Source organism: Geodermatophilus sp. Leaf369 (assembly GCF_001424455.1).
GTDB lineage: Bacteria > Actinomycetota > Actinomycetes > Mycobacteriales > Geodermatophilaceae > Klenkia.
Map to the genome: position 1 here is coordinate 1,397,204 of NZ_LMQA01000001.1, position 19,085 is coordinate 1,416,288.

Annotated in this window: 18 protein-coding genes, 4 tRNA genes, 1 other RNA gene and 1 pseudogene; 11 read left to right on the top strand and 13 right to left on the bottom strand. The window is 75.6% G+C overall.

Annotated features, from left to right (window positions below):
• Positions 1-11 precede the first annotated feature (11 nt).
• On the top strand, positions 12-1,523 hold the full coding sequence (locus ASG36_RS06955; protein WP_055761143.1) for an MFS transporter: 1,512 nt from the start codon (positions 12-14) through the stop codon (positions 1,521-1,523).
• A gap of 73 nt (positions 1,524-1,596) precedes the next feature.
• Here the strand turns inward: ASG36_RS06955 and ASG36_RS06960 are convergent, their stop codons facing one another.
• The 3 genes from ASG36_RS06960 to ffs all read right to left on the bottom strand — a co-directional run bounded on the left by ASG36_RS06960 (position 1,597) and on the right by ffs (position 4,723).
• On the bottom strand, positions 1,597-3,876 hold the full coding sequence (locus ASG36_RS06960) for a DNA polymerase III subunit gamma and tau (protein ID WP_055761148.1): 2,280 nt from the start codon (positions 3,874-3,876) through the stop codon (positions 1,597-1,599).
• Between the two features lie 34 nt (positions 3,877-3,910).
• Positions 3,911-4,579, bottom strand: a complete 669-nt coding sequence (locus tag ASG36_RS06965) for a YceI family protein (RefSeq protein WP_055761152.1) — start codon at positions 4,577-4,579, stop codon at positions 3,911-3,913.
• Positions 4,580-4,627: 48 nt separating this feature from the next.
• An RNA gene (ffs, locus tag ASG36_RS21425) (signal recognition particle sRNA small type) lies at positions 4,628-4,723 on the bottom strand.
• Positions 4,724-4,780: 57 nt separating this feature from the next.
• On the opposite strand from ffs, the pseudogene ASG36_RS21430 reads away from it, so the two are divergent.
• Positions 4,781-5,572 (top strand): annotated as a pseudogene (locus ASG36_RS21430) (DMT family transporter); the annotation flags it as partial.
• 63 nt (positions 5,573-5,635) lie between these two features.
• Here the strand turns inward: ASG36_RS21430 and ASG36_RS06975 are convergent.
• Positions 5,636-5,720 (bottom strand) — tRNA-Ser (locus tag ASG36_RS06975).
• 184 nt (positions 5,721-5,904) lie between these two features.
• Here ASG36_RS06975 and ASG36_RS06980 point away from each other — a divergent pair.
• Together ASG36_RS06980 and ASG36_RS06985 are read left to right on the top strand one after the other, a co-directional pair.
• Positions 5,905-6,255: a hypothetical protein gene (locus ASG36_RS06980; protein ID WP_055761158.1), complete on the top strand. Its 351-nt coding sequence runs from the start codon at positions 5,905-5,907 to the stop codon at positions 6,253-6,255.
• A gap of 34 nt (positions 6,256-6,289) precedes the next feature.
• On the top strand, positions 6,290-7,804 hold the full coding sequence (locus tag ASG36_RS06985) for a serine/threonine-protein kinase (protein WP_055761161.1): 1,515 nt from the start codon (positions 6,290-6,292) through the stop codon (positions 7,802-7,804).
• 51 nt (positions 7,805-7,855) lie between these two features.
• On the opposite strand, the gene ASG36_RS06990 is transcribed toward ASG36_RS06985, so the two are convergent.
• From ASG36_RS06990 to ASG36_RS07005, 4 genes are all read right to left on the bottom strand, one after another.
• Positions 7,856-7,944, bottom strand: a tRNA-Ser gene (locus ASG36_RS06990).
• A gap of 10 nt (positions 7,945-7,954) precedes the next feature.
• Positions 7,955-8,413 carry a nucleoside deaminase gene (locus ASG36_RS06995; protein ID WP_082522836.1) on the bottom strand — a complete coding sequence of 153 codons (459 nt, stop codon included), beginning with the start codon at positions 8,411-8,413 and terminating at the stop codon, positions 7,955-7,957.
• Complete coding sequence (locus tag ASG36_RS07000) at positions 8,410-9,048, bottom strand: HAD-IA family hydrolase (RefSeq protein WP_055761164.1); 639 nt, start codon at positions 9,046-9,048, stop codon at positions 8,410-8,412. Before ASG36_RS07000 ends, ASG36_RS06995 begins: the two co-directional genes overlap by 4 nt.
• Positions 9,045-9,554, bottom strand: coding sequence for a tRNA adenosine deaminase-associated protein (locus ASG36_RS07005; RefSeq protein ID WP_235494665.1), 510 nt, complete (start codon positions 9,552-9,554; stop codon positions 9,045-9,047). The genes ASG36_RS07000 and ASG36_RS07005 overlap by 4 nt, the downstream gene beginning before the upstream one ends.
• Here ASG36_RS07005 and ASG36_RS07010 point away from each other — a divergent pair.
• The 3 genes from ASG36_RS07010 to ASG36_RS07020 are packed head-to-tail and all read left to right on the top strand — an operon-like array spanning position 9,553 to position 11,371.
• Positions 9,553-10,146: a PaaI family thioesterase gene (locus ASG36_RS07010; RefSeq protein ID WP_157498595.1), complete on the top strand. Its 594-nt coding sequence runs from the start codon at positions 9,553-9,555 to the stop codon at positions 10,144-10,146. The genes ASG36_RS07005 and ASG36_RS07010 overlap by 2 nt on opposite strands.
• Positions 10,143-11,063, top strand: coding sequence for a prephenate dehydrogenase/arogenate dehydrogenase family protein (locus tag ASG36_RS07015; protein ID WP_055761167.1), 921 nt, complete (start codon positions 10,143-10,145; stop codon positions 11,061-11,063). Before ASG36_RS07010 ends, ASG36_RS07015 begins: the two co-directional genes overlap by 4 nt.
• A 56-nt stretch (positions 11,064-11,119) precedes the next feature.
• Positions 11,120-11,371: a DUF2630 family protein gene (locus ASG36_RS07020; protein WP_055761169.1), complete on the top strand. Its 252-nt coding sequence runs from the start codon at positions 11,120-11,122 to the stop codon at positions 11,369-11,371.
• 25 nt (positions 11,372-11,396) lie between these two features.
• On the opposite strand, the gene ASG36_RS07025 is transcribed toward ASG36_RS07020, so the two are convergent.
• Positions 11,397-12,506, bottom strand: a complete 1,110-nt coding sequence (locus tag ASG36_RS07025) for a hypothetical protein (protein WP_157498596.1) — start codon at positions 12,504-12,506, stop codon at positions 11,397-11,399.
• Positions 12,507-12,653: 147 nt separating this feature from the next.
• Between ASG36_RS07025 and ASG36_RS07030 the strand changes: the two genes are divergently transcribed.
• From ASG36_RS07030 to ASG36_RS07040, 3 genes are all read left to right on the top strand, one after another.
• Positions 12,654-13,934, top strand: coding sequence for an alpha-hydroxy-acid oxidizing protein (locus ASG36_RS07030; RefSeq protein WP_055761175.1), 1,281 nt, complete (start codon positions 12,654-12,656; stop codon positions 13,932-13,934).
• 131 nt (positions 13,935-14,065) lie between these two features.
• Positions 14,066-14,347 carry an MSMEG_0570 family nitrogen starvation response protein gene (locus tag ASG36_RS07035; RefSeq protein ID WP_055761177.1) on the top strand — a complete coding sequence of 94 codons (282 nt, stop codon included), beginning with the start codon at positions 14,066-14,068 and terminating at the stop codon, positions 14,345-14,347.
• A 28-nt stretch (positions 14,348-14,375) separates the two neighbouring features.
• Positions 14,376-15,842, top strand: coding sequence for an NAD-dependent succinate-semialdehyde dehydrogenase (locus ASG36_RS07040; protein ID WP_055761182.1), 1,467 nt, complete (start codon positions 14,376-14,378; stop codon positions 15,840-15,842).
• Between the two features lie 68 nt (positions 15,843-15,910).
• Here ASG36_RS07040 and ASG36_RS07045 read toward each other — a convergent pair.
• The 3 genes from ASG36_RS07045 to ASG36_RS07055 form a co-directional block, all read right to left on the bottom strand.
• Positions 15,911-15,983, bottom strand: a tRNA-Arg gene (locus tag ASG36_RS07045).
• 25 nt (positions 15,984-16,008) lie between these two features.
• Positions 16,009-16,097 (bottom strand) — tRNA-Ser (locus tag ASG36_RS07050).
• Positions 16,098-16,174: 77 nt separating this feature from the next.
• Complete coding sequence (locus ASG36_RS07055; protein ID WP_235494667.1) at positions 16,175-17,389, bottom strand: MFS transporter; 1,215 nt, start codon at positions 17,387-17,389, stop codon at positions 16,175-16,177.
• Positions 17,390-17,515: 126 nt separating this feature from the next.
• Between ASG36_RS07055 and ASG36_RS07060 the strand changes: the two genes are divergently transcribed.
• Positions 17,516-18,043 carry a CGNR zinc finger domain-containing protein gene (locus ASG36_RS07060; RefSeq protein ID WP_055761185.1) on the top strand — a complete coding sequence of 176 codons (528 nt, stop codon included), beginning with the start codon at positions 17,516-17,518 and terminating at the stop codon, positions 18,041-18,043.
• Between the two features lies 1 nt (position 18,044).
• Here ASG36_RS07060 and ASG36_RS22285 read toward each other — a convergent pair whose 3' ends face one another.
• Positions 18,045-19,064, bottom strand: coding sequence for a hypothetical protein (locus ASG36_RS22285; protein ID WP_055761187.1), 1,020 nt, complete (start codon positions 19,062-19,064; stop codon positions 18,045-18,047).
• Positions 19,065-19,085 lie beyond the last annotated feature (21 nt).

The window sequence follows — 19,085 nt, forward strand, 5'->3', positions numbered from 1 at the left end:
CCGGAGGACGCATGACCAGCACCACCCGCACCGGCCCGGAGGCGACTCCGCCCGGCGCGACCCCGGCCACCGACGGCGGCGACCGCCGCCGCTGGCTGGTGCTCGGCGTCGTCGCGCTCGCCCAGCTCATGGTCGTCCTCGACGCCACCATCGTGAACATCGCACTGCCCACCGCCCAGGCCGACCTGGGCTTCGGCAACGACTCCCGGCAGTGGATCGTCACCGCCTACGCCCTCGCCTTCGGCTCCCTGCTGCTGGTCGGTGGGCGCCTGGCCGACCTGGTCGGTCGCAAGCCGGTCTTCCTCGTCGGGCTGATCGGCTTCGCGCTGGCCTCCGCGGTCGGTGGCGCTGCCGACGGCTTCGGCGTGCTCGTCGCCGCCCGTGGTGCCCAGGGCGTGTTCGGCGCCCTGCTGGCCCCCGCGGCTCTCTCGCTGCTGACCGTCACCTTCACCGACGGCCGCGAGCGCGGCCGGGCCTTTGCCGTGTTCGGCGCCATCTCCGGCGCCGGTGGCGCGATCGGGCTGATCCTCGGTGGCGCGCTCACCGAGTACCTGTCGTGGCGCTGGTGCCTCTACGTGAACATCCCGATCGCGATCGTCGCCGTCGTCGGCGCGCTGGTGTTCCTGCCCCGCCGCGGCACCCGCGCCGCCGACGCCCCCGGCCTGGACGTCCCCGGTGCGCTGCTCAGCGTCGCCGGCCTGGTGTCCCTGGTCTACGGCCTGGCCAGCGCCGAGACCGAGGGCTGGACGTCGGGCACCACGCTGGGGTTCATCGCCGCCGGCATCGTGCTGCTCATCGCCTTCGTCGTCGTCGAGACCCGGGTGGCCCACCCGCTGCTGCCCATGCGCGTGGTCACCGACCGCGCCCGGGGTGGTGCGTTCGTGGCCGTCGGGCTGGTCGGGGCCGGCATGTTCGGCGTCTTCCTGTTCCTCACCTACTACCTGACCCAGGTGCTGGGCTACGAGCCCCTGCCCACCGGCGTCGCCTTCCTGCCGATGATCGTCGCGCTGACCATCGCCGCCCAGACCTCCCCGGCGATCGTCGCCCGGGTCGGGGTCAAGGTGCCCGTCGCCCTCGGCTTCGCCGTCGGCGCGGTCGGCCTGTTGATCTTCACGACGCTCGGTGTGGACAGCGGTTACTGGACCCACGTCTTCCCCGGCCTGGTCGTCGTGGGCCTGGGCATCGGGCTGGTCATCGCCCCCGCCTTCGCCGCCGCGACCCTCGGGGTGCGGGCCGACGACGCCGGGGTCGCCTCGGCCGCGGTGAACACCTTCCAGCAGATCGGTGGCTCCATCGCGACCGCGGTGCTCAGCGCCCTGGCTGCAGCTGCCGCCACCGACGCCCTGGTCGGCGTGGACCCCAGCGACCCGGCCGCCCTGCTGCAGGCCTCGGTCGCCAGCTACACGACCGTCTTCGCCTGGTCGGCGGGCATCTTCGCCGCCGGTGCCGTCGTCTGCGGCCTGCTCCTGCCGCACGGCGCCGTCCAGCGCGACCCGGAGTCCGCCCCGGTCATGGCGCACTGAGGAAGGACCCCCTCGCTTCCGGCGAGGGGGCCGGGGACGGGCGCTCACCCTGCGGGGTGGGCGCCCGTCGTCGTCAGCCCTCCAGCGGGCGGGCGCCGAGCTGGGTGCGCAGCAGCTGCAGCGCGGCCTGCTCGGGGTCGACCGGGGGCGGGGCGTCCTGGCCGGCGGCAGCGTCGACGTCGGCCCGGCGCTCGGCCATCAGCTCGTCGGCCTCGGCGCTCTCCGCGGCCCGTGCCGCGGCGCGGACCTGCTCGGGCGCCGGCGGGGGCGTCCCGGCCGGGGCCTGACCGGGGGCGTCGACGATCGCGGTCACCCGCCACCGCACCCCGAGCAGCTCGTTCAGCGCCTCGCGGACGACGTCCTTGTTCAGGTCGTCGCCCAGCCTGCGCGACAGCGCCGGCGAGGTGGTGGACAGCGTCAGCACGCCGTTGGACAGCTCGTGCACCTGGGCGTTCTTCAGCAGCGCCTCGGTGGTCCGCTTGTGCCGCTTGACCACGGCCATCAGCTCGGGCCAGATCCGCCGGACGTCGGCGGTGGTCAACGCGCCGTCCTCGGCCTGGTCGGGCGGGTTGGCGGTGACCAGCGGGGTGGGCTCCCCGCCGCGAGGAGCGGGTGAGGACTCCGCGGCCGCCCGCGGCTGCGGTGCGGGCTGCGCGGCGGGAGCGGCAGGACGGCTGGGGGCGGGCCAGTCCTCGTCGTCGGTGGGCTCGGGCGGCAACGGGACATCGGGCTCGGACGACGCCTCCGCGGGCCGGGGTGTGGGCGCGGGCGCAGCCGGCGGTGCACCGGGCACCGCGGTCTCCGGCCAGCCGTCCACCTCCGCAGCTGCGGCCGGGGCAGGCCGGGCAGCAGCGGCCGCCGCCGCGGTCGACCGGTCCAGCGAGGACACCGGCGCCCCGGGGGTCGCGGTCTCCGGCCAGCCGTCGTCCTCCGCCGCCGGTGCGGCCGGGGCGGGGGTGGGGGCACGGGCCGGAGCAGCCGGCGTCGGGTCCGGCGCAGGGGTCGGCGCGGCCGGCCGGGGCTCGGGCGCCGGAGCGGGGGGCGGGGTCGGAGCTGGCGCCGGGGTGGGCTCGGACCGCGTCTGCGAGGGCCGGACGTACGCCCGCGAGGCACTCGGGGCCGGGGCCTCCTCCGCAGCGGGAGCCCGCACCGGTGCTGGCGCGACCTCCGGACGGCCCGCGTGCTCCCCGGCGATCGACATCCGTCGCTCGAGCCGCTCCAGGCGCTGCAGGGTGGCCACCGCCGAGCCGTCGACCCCGGGCAGGAGCATCCGGGCGCAGACCAGCTCCAGGAGCAGCCGCGGCGCGGTCGTGCCGCGCATCTCGGTGAGGCCCTCGTGCACGGTGTCGGCGAGCCGGGACAGCGTCGCGGCGCCCATCGAGGTGGCCTGCCGGCTCATCAGGTCCAGCCGGTCGGGCGGGCAGTCGAGCAGCCCGTTGCCACCGGCCTCGGGGACGGCCTCCAGCACGATCAGGTCGCGCAGCCGGTCGAGCAGGTCGGTGGCGAACCGGCGGGGGTCGTGCCCGGCCTCGACCACCCGGTCGACGGCCTGGAACACCCCGGGGGCGTCGCTGGCGGCCAGTGCGTCGAGGGTCTCGTCGAGCAGCGCGTCGTCGGTGACCCCGAGCAGGCCGACCGCGGTCTTGTAGGTGACGCCCTCGGGCCCGGCGCCGGCCAGCAGCTGGTCCAGGATCGACAGCGAGTCACGCACCGACCCGCCGCCGGCCCGCACCACCAGCGGGAACACGGTCTGCTCGACCTCGACGCCCTCCCGCTCGCAGGTGCTCTCCAGCAGCTTGCGCAGCGTGGTCGGCGGGACCAGCCGGAACGGGTAGTGGTGGGTGCGCGACCGGATGGTCGGCAGCACCTTCTCCGGTTCCGTGGTGGCGAAGACGAAGACCAGGAACTCCGGCGGCTCCTCGACCACCTTGAGCAGCGCGTTGAAGCCCGCCGTCGTGACCATGTGGGCCTCGTCGACGATGTAGACCTTGTAGCGGCTGTGCACCGGCGCGAAGAAGGCCCGTTCCCGCAGGTCACGGGCATCGTCCACGCCACCGTGGCTGGCGGCGTCGATCTCGATGACGTCGATCGAGCCCGGGCCGTCCGGCGCCAGCGCCACGCAGGAGACACAGACCCCGCACGGCGTCGCCGTGGGGCCCTGCTCGCAGTTCAGCGAGCGGGCCAGGATGCGCGCCGAGGAGGTCTTCCCGCAGCCCCGGGGGCCGCTGAAGAGGTAGGCGTGGTTGATCCGCCCGCTCTCCACCGCGTTCACCAGCGGGGTGGTGACGTGCTCCTGCCCGACCACCTCGGCGAAGGTCGCCGGACGGTACTTGCGGTAGAGCGCCAGAGCCACACCCCGAGGCTACGGGTCTCCTCCGACACTCCTGCTACTGCGCGAGCACCAGGAAGAGCTCGACCGAGCCGGCGTCCTCGACGGAGACGAAGCCCAGGTCCGGCGCGGTCACGTCGTAGTCGCTGAAGGTCACCGGGATCGAGCCGGAGGCCTCGACGCCGTCGGCGGTCCGGACGACGGACAGGTCCACCGTCACGTCCCGGGTGACCCCGTGCAGCGCGAGCGTCCCGGCGACGGGCACGGTCACCGGCGTCCCGGTCAGCTCGGGCAGGTCCACGGCCCGGTCCACGACGAAGGAGGCGGTCGGGAACTCCCCGACCTCCATCACGTCGTCCCGGAAGTAGGAGTCCCGCCGGTCGCTGTCGGTGGTGACGGAGGCGACGTCGACGTCCACCTCGGCCGAGGCCAGGTCCCCTCCGCTGACGACGACGGTGCCGGTCACCTGGTCGGTCGTGCCGGCCACGGTCACGTCGGCGCCGTTGAGCACCTCGTCGACCCGGTAGCCGGCCGACGAGCCGCTGCTCACGGTCCAGGTGCCGTCGGTGGTCTCGACGAGCGGCGCGTCGGAGTCCTGCGCCTGCACGGTGGTCGCCGGGGCGGCGTCCTCCTGCAGCGCGGCGTAGACGAGCGGTCCGCCGACGGCACCGACCACGACGAGCGCGGCGACACCCCCGACGACGGTCCAGGTGCGGCGACTGGGCACGAACACTCCCGATGATGAAGGTTCAAGCAGTCTAGCCGTGCCGGGAACGCAAGGGACCCCCCGCACACCCGCCAGAGCCCGCTTATCCTTGCTGCCTTCCGGCCCTGGGGAGGTTCACAGGATGACGCCGCACGAGGGGTCTGCCGGTGAGTCTAGAGGACGCCCGGGGAACCCGGTGGACGCCTCCGCGATCATCACCGGGTGACCACCCCGGCCCGCGGTTTCGCCCTCGTCGTCGCCGCGGCACTGGCCTGGGGCACCTCCGGGGTCGCCGGGGACGCCGTGCTGCGCCGCACCGACCTCGACCCGCTCGACGTCGCCTGGCACCGGATGGCGATCGGGGCGGCCCTGCTGGTCGCCCTGCAGCTGGCCCGCCGCACGCCGTTCGGCACCGGGGGCGCACGGGCCGGGCTCGCGGTCGTCGGCGTCGGTCTGGCGGTCTACCAGGCCGCCTACTTCCTCGCCGTGGGCACCGCGGGCGTCTCGATCGCCACCCTGGTCGCCCTGGGCGCCGCCCCGCTGCTCATCGCGGTCGGCGGCAGCCTGCTGGGCCACGGCCGGCCCGACACCACGACCTGGGCCGCGCTGGCCGTCGCCCTGGTCGGTCTGGTGCTGCTGGTCGGGGTGTCCGCGACCGGGGACGGCGGGGACGCCGTCGTGCTGGGGGCGCTCACCGCGCTGGGCTGCGCGGTCGCGTACGCGGCCGTCGTCCTCACCTCGTCGCGGGTGCCGGCCGGGGTGCCGACGACCACGATCGGCTTCGCCGTGGGCGCCGTCGTGCTGACCCCGGTCGCCCTGGCCGTCGGGCTGGACTCCACCACCGACCCGGTGGCCCTGGCGCTGCTGGTCTACCTGGGCGCGGTGCCCACGGCACTGGCCTACGGGCTGTTCTTCACCGGGGTGCGGGCGGTGCCCGCCGCAGTGGTGTCGATCGTGACGCTGCTCGAACCGCTCACCGCGACCGCGTTGGCCACGGTGCTGCTGGGCGAGCGGCTAGCCCCCACCGCACTGGTGGGGGGCCTGCTCATGCTCGGCGCGGTGGCCGGGCTGTACCTGCGGAGGATGGGAGATTCGAACTCCCGAGGGCTTGCACCCAACCCGCTTTCCAAGCGAGCGCCATAGGCCACTAGGCGAATCCTCCAACTGCGCCGACCAGACTACCGGGCGGCCCGGGGCGGTTCGGCCCCGGCTCTCGGCGGCCGGCACCGGGTGGGCCGCCCGAGGGTGCGGACGTCGGATGCGGCGGGGTCACCGGTGTGGTCAGCGGGGGCGGGACCGGGCAAGCTCGGGCCCGACACCGCAGCACCGACCCGGGAGAGCACGCGATGAGCAGCGACGCCGAACAGATCCGCCCCGAGGTGGTGGACGCGATCGTGGCTGCGCTCACCGAGACCGACCCCAGCGACCTCCCCGAGGACGCGACGCGCGCGGAGAAGGACGCCGCCAAGGACCGGTACTTCACCCGGATGGTCGCCGGCCGCGACCAGCGCGACCGGCAGGTGCGGGCCTGGGAGCTGCTGCTCACCAGGAGCTACGAGGACCCGCCCACCTGGGCGCAGCTGTTCGACGACCTGCCGGCCGGCACCGAGACCGAGCTCGCCGAGCTGTACGACGCCCTCCCGGAGGGCGCCCAGACCGAGTACGCCCAGCGGTACGGCACGCCCGCCCAGGCCTGAGCGCCCGACCGGCACCGCCGGTAGCGTCGCCGGGATGACGAGCGCCGGGATCGGCCCCGGGTACCGGGTGGCCGGGCGCTACCGGCTGCTGTCCCGGCTCGGTGGCGGCGGGATGGGCGCCGTCTGGCTGGCCACCGACGAGCGGCTGGGCCGCGAGGTCGCGGTCAAGCAGGTGGTGCTGCCCCCCGGCGTGGAGCCCGCGGTCGCCGCGGAGCACCGGGCCCGCACGATGCGGGAGGGCAGGATCGCCGCGCGGGTCAGCCACCCGCACGCGATCAGCGTCTACGACGTCGCCGAGGACGGCGGCCAGCCGTGGCTGGTCATGGAGCACCTGCCCTCGCGCAGCCTGGCCGACGTGCTGTCCGCCGACGGGGTGCTGCCGGTGCAGCAGGTCGCCCAGATCGGTGCCCAGCTGGCCGACGCCCTGGTCGCCACGCACGCCGCCGGGATCGTGCACCGGGACGTGAAGCCGGGCAACGTGCTGGTCGGGCAGGGCGCCCGGCTCGAGGGCCTGGTCAAGATCACTGACTTCGGCATCTCGCACGCCCAGGGCGACGTCCGGCTGACCCAGACCGGGATGCTCACCGGCACCCCGGCGTTCCTGTCTCCCGAAGTCGCCCGCGGCCAGGAGCCGGGCCCGGCCGGCGACGTGTTCAGCCTCGGCGCGACGCTCTACACCTGCCTGGAGGGCGACCCGCCGTTCGGCTCGTCGGGCAACTCCCTGGAGATGCTGCACCGGGCCGCGGCCGGCGACGTCCGCCCGCCGCAGCGCTCGGGTGCGCTCACCGCGACGATCGAGCGGATGCTCGGCACCGACCCGGCCGCCCGCCCCACGATGGCCCAGGTGCGCGACGAGCTGGCCGGCCTGGCCGCGGGACGCGGGGGCGACGTCACCGCCGTGCTCACCGCCCGGACGCCGCTGCAGACGGTGCCGGCACCGCCCCGCGCGCCCACCCGCACCGACCTGCCCGCTCCCCCGCGCCGGACGGCGGTCGCCCCGGCCCCGGCACCCCGCCGGTCACACGGCGGGCTGGTGGCCGCCGGCCTCGTGCTGGTCCTGCTGCTGGTCGCCGGCGGGGTCTTCCTTGTCACCCGGCCCGACGACGCGTCCACGACGACGGCCGACCCCACGACGTCCGCCCCGGCGACGTCGGCCGCCCAGCCGGTCGCCCCCACCGAGGACCCGACCACCGAGGCCGCGCCCACCACGGAGGCCACCACCGAGCCGACCGAGGACGTCGTCACCGCCGCCGAGGTGGCCACCGCGATCCAGGGCTACTACGCGCTGCTGCCCGGTGACCCGCAGACCGCCTACGGCCTGACCGGCCCGACGCTGCAGGAGGCCTCGAGCCGCGGCGACTACACGTCGTTCTGGAACCGGTTCGACGACGTCGTGCTCGGCCCGGTCAGCGCCACCGACGGGTCGCTGGAGGCCACCGGGCAGGTCACCTTCGTCGAGGACGGCGAGGAGCAGGTCGAGCAGCACCGCTTCGTGCTGGTCGAGGGCGCGGACGGCGCGCTGCTCATGGACGTCGACGTCATCGCCTGAGGGCCGGGACGACGAGAGGGCGGCACCCGCGTGGGTGCCGCCCTCTCGTGCTGGCGGTGGCGGTGGGATTTGAACCCACGGAGGCTGTGAACCTCACACGCTTTCGAGGCGTGCTCCTTCGGCCGCTCGGACACGCCACCGTGGAGCAGACTACAGGCCCCGCTGGGCGCGGAAGAAGGCGCGTAGGAGCTCCCCGGACTCCGCCGCCCGCAGCCCGGCGAGCACCTCGGGACGGTGGTTGAGCCGGCGGTCCCGGACGACGTCCCACAGCGAGCCGGCCGCCCCGGCCTTGGGGTCGTCGGCGCCGTAGACCACCCGGGCGACCCGGGACAGCACGGCCGCCCCGGCGCACATCGTGCACGGCTCCAGGGTCACCACCAGGGTCGCGCCGGTGAGCCGCCAGCCGTCCCCGTGCGCGGCCGCCGCTGCCCGCAGCGCGAGCACCTCGGCGTGCGCGGTGGGGTCGCCGGTCCTCTCCCGCTCGTTGGCCGCCTCGGCCAGCACGGTGCCGTCGGACCCGAGGACGACGGCACCGATCGGTGCGTCGCCCCAGCCCGGCGCCGCGGCGGCGAGCTCGAGCGCGCGGTCCATCGCCTGCTCGGGGGTCATGCCAGCCGCACCCCGGTGAGCCGGGCCAGCTCGGCGAGCGCCTCGGCCGGGTCGACGACCTTGACCGTCTGCCAGCCCAGCGCTCGGGCCGGCTTCAGGTTGGGGCCCAGGTCGTCGAGGTAGACCACCGCGAGCGGCTCGATCTCCTTGGCGACGGCGCGGGACAGCCGCTCCAGGGTCAGCGGGTAGATGTCGGGCTCGGGCTTGCGGATGCCCTCCACCGAGCTCTCCACGACGACGTCGAAGAGCTCCATCAGCGCGCCGTGCTCGGACGCCGGGTCCATCGGGGCGGCGTTGTTGGTCAGCAGGGCCAGCGGCACCCCCGCCGTCCCCAGGTGCCGGATCGCGGTGACCACCTCGGGCCGCACGCTGCCCTTCAGCGCGGCGAGCACCCGGGTGGCGTCGACGTCGTGGCCGGCCGCGCGCGCCTCGGCCTCGAAGACCTCGACGAACCCGTCGCGGTCGAGCTCGCTGCGCTCGAAGCGGGCCCAGGCGTTGGTGTGCGCGTTCTCGGTGTTGAGCCGGGCGATCAACCCCACCGGCAGGCCGGCGTCGCGCTCGTAGTCACCGAAGGCTGCCAGCGGGCTGGTGGTGATCACCCCGCCCAGGTCGAAGACGACCGCGGAGACGGTCACGGCGCGATCGCCGCGGCCAGCTCGTCGGCGAAGCCGAGCCGCGTGGCGATCGCGGCGACCATCTCGTCGGCCCAGAGGTCGGCGGTGAGGATCGGCTGGAGCTCGGCGGCGGGCAGCCCGCCGTCGCTGAAGAGGTCCAGGTCGCCGGCGGGGAAGCCGTCCTCGTCGTCGTCGTCCGTGGCGTCCTCGTCGACCTCGATGCCGTAGCGCTCCACGACCTCGCTGGCCAGCACCCACTCCTGCAGGGTCACGTCGCTGATCAGCGCGCGGACCATCCCGCCCGGACCGTGGGTGAGGGCGACGAAGTACAGCCGGGTGTCGACCACGAACACGTAGGGCCCGGGCCAGCTCGCACCCGGCTCGCCGAGCGCGCGCTCGAGCACCGGCAGCTCGTCGGAGGCGTCCTGGGCGAGCAGCTCGACCACCCAGCGGTCGGACTGCTTCTCCACCCGCACCGCCCAGGAGGGCAGCACCTCGGTCATCGGGCCGGTCATCGGGTCGCTCATGGGTGCGATCATCGCCGACGTGGCCGACCCCGACAGCACCGCGCCCGCCCCCGACGTCCCGCCGGCGCTGTTCGCTGCCCTGGCCGCCGACCCGCTGGCCGCCCACCTGGGCATCACCCTGGAGCAGGTGGCACCGGGGTACGCCCGGGCGTCGATGACGGTCGGCCCGGCACAGCTCAACGCGGTGGGGACGGCGCACGGCGGGGCGACCATGGCCCTGCTGGACGTGGTGCACGCCGCGGTGAGCAACAGCCACGGCACGGTCGCCGTCGCCCAGGACGTGCACACCGAGTTCCTCGCCCCCGGCCGCCCGGGCGACCACCTGGTCGCCGAGGGCACCGAGCTGCACCGCAGCAGCCGGACGGCGGTCTACCGCATCGAGGCGCGCGCCCAGGACGGCCGCATGGTGGCCACCGCGCTGGCCCGGGTGTTCCGCACCGACCGCGACTGGGAGCTGGCCGGCCCCGCCGCTCCCCCGACGATGCAGCTCACCCCGGTCGACGCCGACGCCGCTCCCCCGCCACCCCCGCCGGTGGGCGGGCCCGGCACCCGCCCGGCCGGCCCGACGCCGGCCCCGGACGAGCTGCGGTGAGCCGGCTCCCGGTGCCGACCATGCCCGCGCCCCCGGTCGCCGTCGTGGGGCTGGGCCAGCTGGGTGGCTCGCTGGCCGCCGCGCTGGTGGCCGCGGGCAGGCCGGTGACCGGCTGGGACACCGACCCGGCCGCTCGGGACGCCGCCGCTGCGCGTGGGGTGACCGTCGGCCGGGAGCTGTCCGGGGTGGTCGTGCTGGCCACCCCGCTGCCGGTGCTGGCCACCGCCCTGGAGGACCTCGACGTCGACGACGACGCGACAGTCACCGACCTGGGCTCGGTGAAGGCCCCGGTGCTGGCCGCGCTGCGCGAGCGGTTCGGCACCCGGGTGGTCGGCGGGCACCCGATGTGCGGCACCGAACGCAGCGGGCACGCCGCCACCGACCCCGAGCTGTTCCGCGGTGCCCGCTGGGCGGTCTGCCTGGAGGCCGACACCCAGCTGCCCCGCTGGCTGCGGGTCGCCGAGCTGGCGCTGGCCGTCGGCGCCCAGGTGGTGCCGGTGACCGCCGCCGAGCACGACGCCGCGGTCGCCGCCATCAGCCACGTCCCGCACCTGCTGGCTGCCGCCCTCGCGGCGGCCGCGGGTGACGCCGGCCCGCTCACCCTGGGGCTGGCTGCCGGCAGCTTCGCCAGCGGCACCCGGGTGGTGGGCAGCGACCCGGCGTTCGTCACCGCGATGGTCGAGGGCAACGCCGGGCCGACGGCAGCCGCGCTGGACGCGGTGCGGGCCCAGCTGGACCGGCCGTGGCCCGAGCTGGTCGAGGCGGGGCACGCCGTCGTGACCGGGCGGTCCGCGCAGCGGCGCACCGTGCGGGTGCCGCTGGACCGGGCCGCGCTGCTCGCGCTGGGCCGCGCCGGCGGCGCGGTGGACCGGCGGCTGGCGGCCTTCGTGGAGGGCTGGGTGCCCGCCGGGGCGTAGGCCGGCGCCCGGAGGGGCAGGGTGGGGGCTCACCCACGACGAGAAGAGGCCACCCCGTGACCGCACCCGACCCCACCGAGGCCGACGTCCTCGGCCGCATCCACAGCCTCGTCGAGGAGGAGCACCAGCTCCGCGAGAGCGCCGCCGAGCACGGCGAGGACCAGCGCGCCCGGATGGCCGAGCTGGAGAAGCACCTCGACCAGGCCTGGGACCTGCTGCGCCAGCGGCGGGCCAAGCGCCAGTACGGCAACGACCCGGCCGAGGCCGACGACCGCCCGGAGTCCCAGGTGGAGAGCTACCTGCAGTAGCGGTCCTGGCCGGCGCCCCCCGCGATCAGCTGGGGGCGCCGCCCGGCGCCTGCCAGTCGTCGCGCCGGGGACGACGGGCCGCGGCCGAGGCCAGCGCGACGGCCACCCCGAGCAGCCCCAGCCCGGCAGCGAGCAGCGGCCACGGCGTGCCGCCGGTCGCCGCGGGCACCTCGACGGCGGCGACCTCGAGGTCGACCCCCGCGGTCTGGGCCGACTGCACCCCGACCAGCTGGACGACGGCGGCACCCAGGTCGGTGTCCTGCGGGATCTGCACGACCGCCTCGACCGCGCCGTCGGAGTCGGCGGTCACCGTGGCCAACGGCGTGACAACGCCGGCCAGCGTCACCGTGACCTGCTCGCCCGGGGTGAACCCGGTGCCGCGGATGGTGACCACGCTGCCCGGGGAGACCTGCCCGTTCGAGGACGAACCGCCCAGCGGACCGCTCGGGCTGCCCGGTGTCGACGGGGTGGCCGGGGTCGTCGGGGCGGACGTCGACGGGCTCGGCGTGGTCGGCCGCGGGGTGGTCGACGGCCCGGTCGACGACGGACCGGACGACGACGGCGGGGTGGTCGGGACCGGGGTCGTCGACGGCGGGGCCGTGGTCGGGGCGCTGCTGCTGGGCGGGGTGGTGCCCGGGGTCGGCGTCGTGGTCGGCGGGCTCGTCGGCGGCGGCGTGAGGACCGCGTCGCAGTCGGCCTCGCTGGGGCGCACCCGGGAGCCGATGACGATCGGGGACCGCGGGCCGGCGGCGGTGGTGACCGCGACGGCGATGTCGACCGACGTGCCCCAGTCGACCTCGGCGCCCTCGAGCTCCACGGTCTGCCCCGGGTCCAGGGACGCCTGGTCGCCGGCCGGTGCACCGTCGTAGGTGAGCTCGACGGTCGCGGCCTCGCTGCCGGCCGTGACCTCGACGCGGACGTACCCGTCGACGCAGTTGGGCCCGTACGTGAGCCGCGCGGAGGCCGGTGCCACGAGGGCGGGCGCCGAGCTCGGGGTGGGCGTCGCGGTCGTCGCGCTCGCCGTCGGGGAGGGTGCCACCGGCGCCGCCCACGCGGGGCCGACCGGGCCCGCGACCAGGGCTGCCGCGAGCACCACGAGCAGCACGGACCGGTGCGCCGACACTGCGCTGCGCACTGCTCCCCACCCCCGTCGTCCTGCTCGTCCCTGCTGTGTTCCCGGCCCATCATCCCGGTTGACCACCCAGGGTTGTCGAGTCGTGACCGGGTTCCCGGGCGTGTCGGCCGCGCCGCACGGGGTGGCGCCGGTCACTAGCGTCGGGCCATGAGCGCAGGCGCAGGGACCGGACGGCGACGGCAGGACGAGGTCTACCGGGCAGGGGTCTACGGCCGCCGTCCGACCGTGCCCACCGTGCACACCCGGCTGGCCGCCGCGGCCGGGCGGAAGCTGACCGCACGGGCGCTGGGGTACGTGGCCGGCGGCGCGGGCGGGGAGTCGACGGTGCGCGCCGACCGGGCCGCGTTCGACCGCTGGCAGGTGGTACCACGGGTGCTGCGCGACGTCAGCGCACGGGACACCTCGGTCGAGCTGTTCGGCCGACGCCTGCCCGCCCCGCTGCTGCTCGGCCCGGTCGGGGCGCTGGAGCTGGTGCACCGCGACGCCGACCTCGCCGTCGCCCGGGCCGCCGCGGCGACCGGGGTGCCGATGGTGTTCTCCAACCAGGCCTCGGTGCCGATGGAGACCACCGCGGCCGCGATGGGCGACTCGCCGCGGTGGATGCAGCTGTACTGGTCGACGTCGGACGAGCTGGTGACCTCGATGCTGCGCCGGGCCGAGGCCAGCGGCTGCGAGGCCGTCGTCGTCACCCTGGACACCACGATGCTGGGCTGGCGCCCGCGGGACCTGGACCTGGGCCACCTCCCGTTCGCCCTGGGCAAGGGCATCGCGCAGTACACCTCCGACCCGGTGTTCCGCAGGCTCGTCGAGGAGCGGGCGGCCGCCGCCGGGCCGCGCGGACCGCAGCCCCGACCCACCGCGGCCGCCGTCGCCGCGATGGTCGGGATGGCGCGGGCCTGGCCGGGGTCGCTGCGGGAGAACCTGCGCTCCCCGCTCCCCCGCGCCGCCGTCGAGACCTTCCTGGGCATCTACTCCCGGCCCTCGATCACCTGGACCGACCTGGCCTGGCTGCGCGCCCAGACCCGGCTCCCGCTGCTGCTCAAGGGCGTCCTGCACCCCGACGACGCCCGGCAGGCGGTGGATGCCGGCGTCGACGGGCTGGTGGTCAGCACGCACGGCGGCCGGCAGGTGGACCGCTCGATCGGCGCCCTGGACGCCCTCCCCGACGTGCTCGCCGCGGTCGACGGCCGGGTGCCGGTGCTGCTGGACAGCGGGGTGCGCAGCGGCGCCGACGTGTTCTTCGCCGTCGCCCTGGGCGCCCGGGCCTGCCTGCTGGGCCGCTCCTACGTCTACGGGCTCGGTCTGGCCGGGGAGGCCGGCGTCCGGCAGGTGGTGGAGGACGTGGTCGGCGAGTTCGACCTGACCCTGGGGCTCTCCGGGCACACGTCGGTCGACCAGCTCTCCCCGGCGGTGCTGCGCAGGTCTTGACGAGGTTGTGTGGCGTGGGTCACAGTGGTCGTGGGCGGGGCAGCCGGCAAACGAAGGCTCCTCACCGACGAGCGCAGCCGACCAACGCGGCCAGACCGCCAGGACCGGCGCCCCGCCCCACACTCGTCTCCATGCCGGAGGTGGAGTTCGACGTGCACTGGCCCGACGGACGCTCGGGGTGGGTGTACTCGCCCTCCCTGGTGGTGGAGGACGTCTTCACCGTCGGGCACCCGTACCCGGTCGCCGAGTTCGTCGCGCTGAGCCGGGAGGCGATGCGGACCGCCAGCGACCGGGTGCAGTCGCGGTGGGGGTTCCCCTGCTCCCGCGCGGCGGCGACGCTGGCCGGCATCGAGGCCCGGGCAGCCGGGTTCGCCGACGGCGAGGTCACCGTGGCCGGCTTCCGCCGCTGCTGAGCGGGGCCGGTGGTGGTGGGATGACCCGGTGACGACCGACGTGCAGATCCCCGGCATCTCCTCCCCCGTGCCCACCGGCGTGTTCATCGGCGGGAGCTGGCGCGACGCCTCGTCCGGGGCGACCTTCGACGTGCTCGACCCGGCCGACGAGACCGTGCTGGCCACCGTCGCCGACGGCACCACCGACGACGTGACCGCCGCGGTCGACGCCGCCCACGCCGCCCTGCCCGGGTTCGCCGCGACCCCGCCCCGTCAGCGCGGGGAGATGCTGCGCCGGGCGTTCGAGGCGATGACCGCCCGGGCCGACGAGTTCGCGCTGCTGATGACCCGGGAGAACGGCAAGGCCACCGCCGACGCCAAGGCCGAGCTGACCTACGCCGCGGAGTTCTTCCGCTGGTTCGCCGAGGAGGCCGTGCGGATCGACGGCGACTACCGGGTCGCGCCCGCCGGCGGCACCCGCACGATCGTGACCCGCCAGCCCGTCGGGGTCTGCCTGCTGGTCACGCCGTGGAACTTCCCGGCCGCGATGCTCACCCGCAAGCTCGGCCCGGCCATCGCCGCCGGCTGCACCGTGGTGGTCAAGCCGGCCGAGGACACCCCGCTCACCGCGCTGCTGCTGGCCCAGGTGCTCGCCGAGGCCGGGGTGCCCGACGGCGTGGTCAACATCGTCCCCACGCTGAACGCGAAGGACGTCGTGGCCACCGCGATGGCCGACCCCCGACTGCGCAAGATCAGCTTCACCGGGTCGACCGAGGTGGGCAAGATCCTGCTCAAGCAGGCCGCCGACCAGGTGCTGGTCTCCTCCATGGAGCTCGGCGGCAACGCCCCGTTCGTCGTCTGCGACGACGCCGACCTCGACGCCGCCGTCGACGGCGCGATGCTGGCCAAGATGCGCAACGGCGGCGAGGCCTGCACCGCGGCCAACCGCTTCTACGTGCAGTCCTCGGTCGCCGACGCGTTCGCCGAGAAGCTGGCCGCCCGGATGGGCGCGGTGCAGGTCGGGCGTGGGGACGACGAGGGCGTCGGCCTGGGCCCGCTGGTCAACGAGGAGACCGTCGCCAAGGTGGACCGGATCGTGCAGGCCACCGTCGAGGCCGGCGCCCGGGTGGTCACCGGCGGCACCCGGCCGTCCGGTCCCGGCTTCTTCTACCCGCCGACCGTGCTGGTGGACGTGCCCGCGGGCTCGGCCGCCGTGGTCGAGGAGACCTTCGGCCCGGTCGCCCCGATCGCGACCTTCTCCGACGACGCCGAGGTGCTCGAGCTGGCCAACTCCACGCCCTTCGGGCTGGTCGCCTACGTCTTCACGCAGGACCTGGCGCGCGGCCTGCGCCTCTCCGAGGCCCTGGAGTTCGGCATGGTCGGCGTCAACCGCGGCGTGGTCAGCGACCCGGCCGCCCCGTTCGGCGGCGTGAAGCAGTCGGGACTGGGCCGGGAGGGCGCCCACGAGGGCCTGGCCGAGTACCTGTCGACGAAGTACGTCAGCTTCCCGCTGTAAGGCCCCCGGACAGTCGTCAGCCCCCGCACTCCGAGGAGTGCGGGGGCCGGCGCTGTCTCAACCAGACGTGCACCCGAAGGGATTCGAACCCCTAACCTTCTGATCCGTAGTCAGATGCTCTATCCGTTGAGCTACGGGTGCCTGGTGGTGCTGTTCAGTTGTTGCGCGGAGGCTCCGGGATTTGAACCCGGGATGGGCCAAAACCCAAACCGCATTAGCAGTGCGGCGCCATAGACCGGACTAGGCGAAGCCTCCCCGGGCTCCAGGTTCCCCCGGGAGCACCGAGGACGAAGACTACCAGCGCCTCCGACCCCGGGCTCCCGGGGGGTGCCTCAGGCCGCGACGGGTTCGCGCACGACCGGCGCCGGCACCCGCCGACCCGGCAGCAGGGTCACCGCGACGGCCAGCGCAGCCGCGGTCGCGGCCATCACGAGCGCACCACCGACGCCGTAGGAGGTCTCCACGATCGCCCCGCCGACGGCCGCACCGACCGCGGAGGCGCCGAACGCGATCGTCGACAGCCAGGTGAACGCCTCGGTGGTGGCGTCGGCCGGGGCGATCGAGCCGACCAGGGAGTTCTGCACGGTCAACGTCGGGGCGATCGCGGTGCCGCCCAGGAACAGCAGCGCACCGAGCACGAGCGGGCTGGAGACCGCGGCGAGCGGCACCATGCCGATCGTCGTCCCCAGCAGGCCCCAGCGGTAGAGCCGCGGCAGCGAGACCGACAGGACCCGGGCGCCGAACCAGAGCCCGCCGGCGACCGACCCGAGGGACCAGGTCGCGAGCAGCACGCCGGACAGCCCGGGGCTGCCGGCGGCGTCGGCGAACGCCGGTACGGCGACCTCGATCGCGCCGAACCCGAGCATCAGCGCGGTGCCGCTGACCAGGACGCGGGGCATGCCCGGCACCCGGACGGTGGAGAACAGGCTGCGCTGCACCGGGACGGCGGGCTGCCAGGCGCGCATGGCGCCGGAGAACGCGATGCCCAGGGTGCCGACGACGGTGAGCACGCCGGCCAGCGCGATGGCCGCGACCGGGCTGGCGAGCAGGGTGAGCGCGGCGACCGTGGTGGGGCCGGCGACGAAGACCAGCTCGGTGGTGGTGGCGTCCAGGGCGTAGGCGGTGGGGCGGACCCGGGGGTCGACGCGGGACCACAGCGCGCGCACGGTGCCGCTGACCAGCGGCGTGCTCATGCCGGCGGCGGCCGAGGCCACCACCATCAGCGGCACCGACGTGGTGGTCAGCACGGTGGAGGCCAGCACGACCAGCAGCAGCGGGTAGGCCACGGCCTGGGAGAGCAGGATGACGCGGGCGCCGCGGCGGTCGGCCAGCCGGCCGAGCACGGGGGCCATGACCGCCATCGCGATGCCGTAGGTGGCCGAGGCCAGGCCCGCGACGGCGTAGGAACCGGTCTGCTGCTGCACCAGCAGGAGCAGCGCGAGGGGGACCATGGCGGACGGCAGCCGACCGGCGAAGCCGGCGACGAGCAGCACCGGGGCGGACGGCAGCCGCCACACGGTGAGGTACTGGCGCATGACGGAGCTCACTTCGAACGTACGAGAGGGGAATCGTAGGGTGCAAACCACCGTTGGCCCCCTACGTGTTCCCGACGGTACGAGCCGGTTCGTAGGGAGTCAAATGCGTGACGACGCCTACACGGCGGGAGGGTCCTGATGGACTACGACGACTACGGCTCCAACGCCGTCGAGCTGGCGATCGACCTGGCCAACGCCGACCGGACGGACTCCTGGGTGCCGGAGTTCCTGACCGCGCACGACGAGTGGTTCACCGACGGGACGGCGCTCGAGCTGTCGGCGCGGCAGGCACGCGCGGTCGCCGAGACCGCCGACCTGGTGCGCGAGGTGGCGCTGGCGGAGTCCCAGGACGAGGTGGTGGCGCGGCTCAACGCACTGCTCGCGATGGCCGCCCCCAAGCCCTACGCCACCGACCACGACGGCGAGCTGCACCTGCACTACGCCGCCGCCGAGGCCGGCGCGCTGGAGCAGCTGACCACCACGGTGGCGATGGGCCTCTCGCAGGTGGTCGTGCAGCACGGCTGGCAGCGGCTGGGGGTCTGCGCGGCCGAGGGGTGCGGGAACGTCTACGTGGACACCTCGCGCAACGCCAGCCGGCGGTACTGCTCGAACACCTGCGCGTCCCGGTCGTCGGTGGCGGCCTACCGGGCGCGGCAGAGGTCCTGACTCAGGCGAACCGGCGGCGCCCGTGGTGGGTGCGCGCGTGCCCGACGGCGACGACGCCGGCGACGCCCGCCCCGAGGAGCACGACCCCGCCGAGGGCGTAGACGGCGGCGACGTCGGGCAGCGGGGTGCTGCTGGCGGCCGGGTCGAGCCGGTCGGCCAGCGCGGTCAGGGTGCGGACGGCGTCGTCGACGGGCGCGGTGAACGAGCCGATCGAGGCCAGTGCGGCCGCCGACCGGTCGACCGAGACCTGCGCGGCGGCGACGACCTGGGCGACGTACTCGGCCTGCGCGGCGACACCGCGGGCCCCCTGCGGGAGGGTGAGGACCTGGTCGCGGTTCGCCGCAGCGGTGGCCAGGGCGGCCTGGGCCTGCTCGACCGAGGTGGTGACGGCGGTGACCTGGTCGGCGAGGAGGTCACGAGCGGTGCCGGCGTCGGCGAGCGCGGCGGCGACCTGATCGCGGGTGTACGTGGCGTCGGCGAGGGCCGCGGCGTTGGCCCGGTCGGCGTAGCCGGCGGCCAGCAGCTGACCGGCCTCGGCCTCCGCGGCGTGCCGCGCGCCGTCGGTGGCGGCCGTTGCCGCGGTGGCGGCCAGCGCGGTCGCGGTGTCGGCCTCCGCCGAGCCGCCGGTGCTGGGCTGCTCGGGGACGACGACGGGACCCTGCTGCTGGGACGGGCGGCTGGAGCCGGTGCCCTGGGTGGTCGGACGGGGGGTCGCGCGCTGCGTCGGAGCCGGGGCCTGCTGCGTCTGCGGGGCCGCGGTCTCGGGAGCAGGTGCCGGCGCGGGGGCGGGCTCGGGCGCGGGGGCCGGCTGGGGCGCCGGTGCCGGTGCTGGTGCCGGTGCTGGTGCCGGGGCGGGCGTGGGCGCCGGGGTGACGGGCTCCGGCTCGGGGGCAGGGGTCGGCGCCGTCTCCTCGGCCGGCGCCGGGGTCGGCGCGACCTCGGCCAGCGCGGGGCCCGCGGTGGCGGTCGCGCCGATCAGCGTGGCGGCGAGCAGTGGGAGCAGTCGGACCCTGGTGCGCACGTCGTGTCAGTCCCTCGTGGT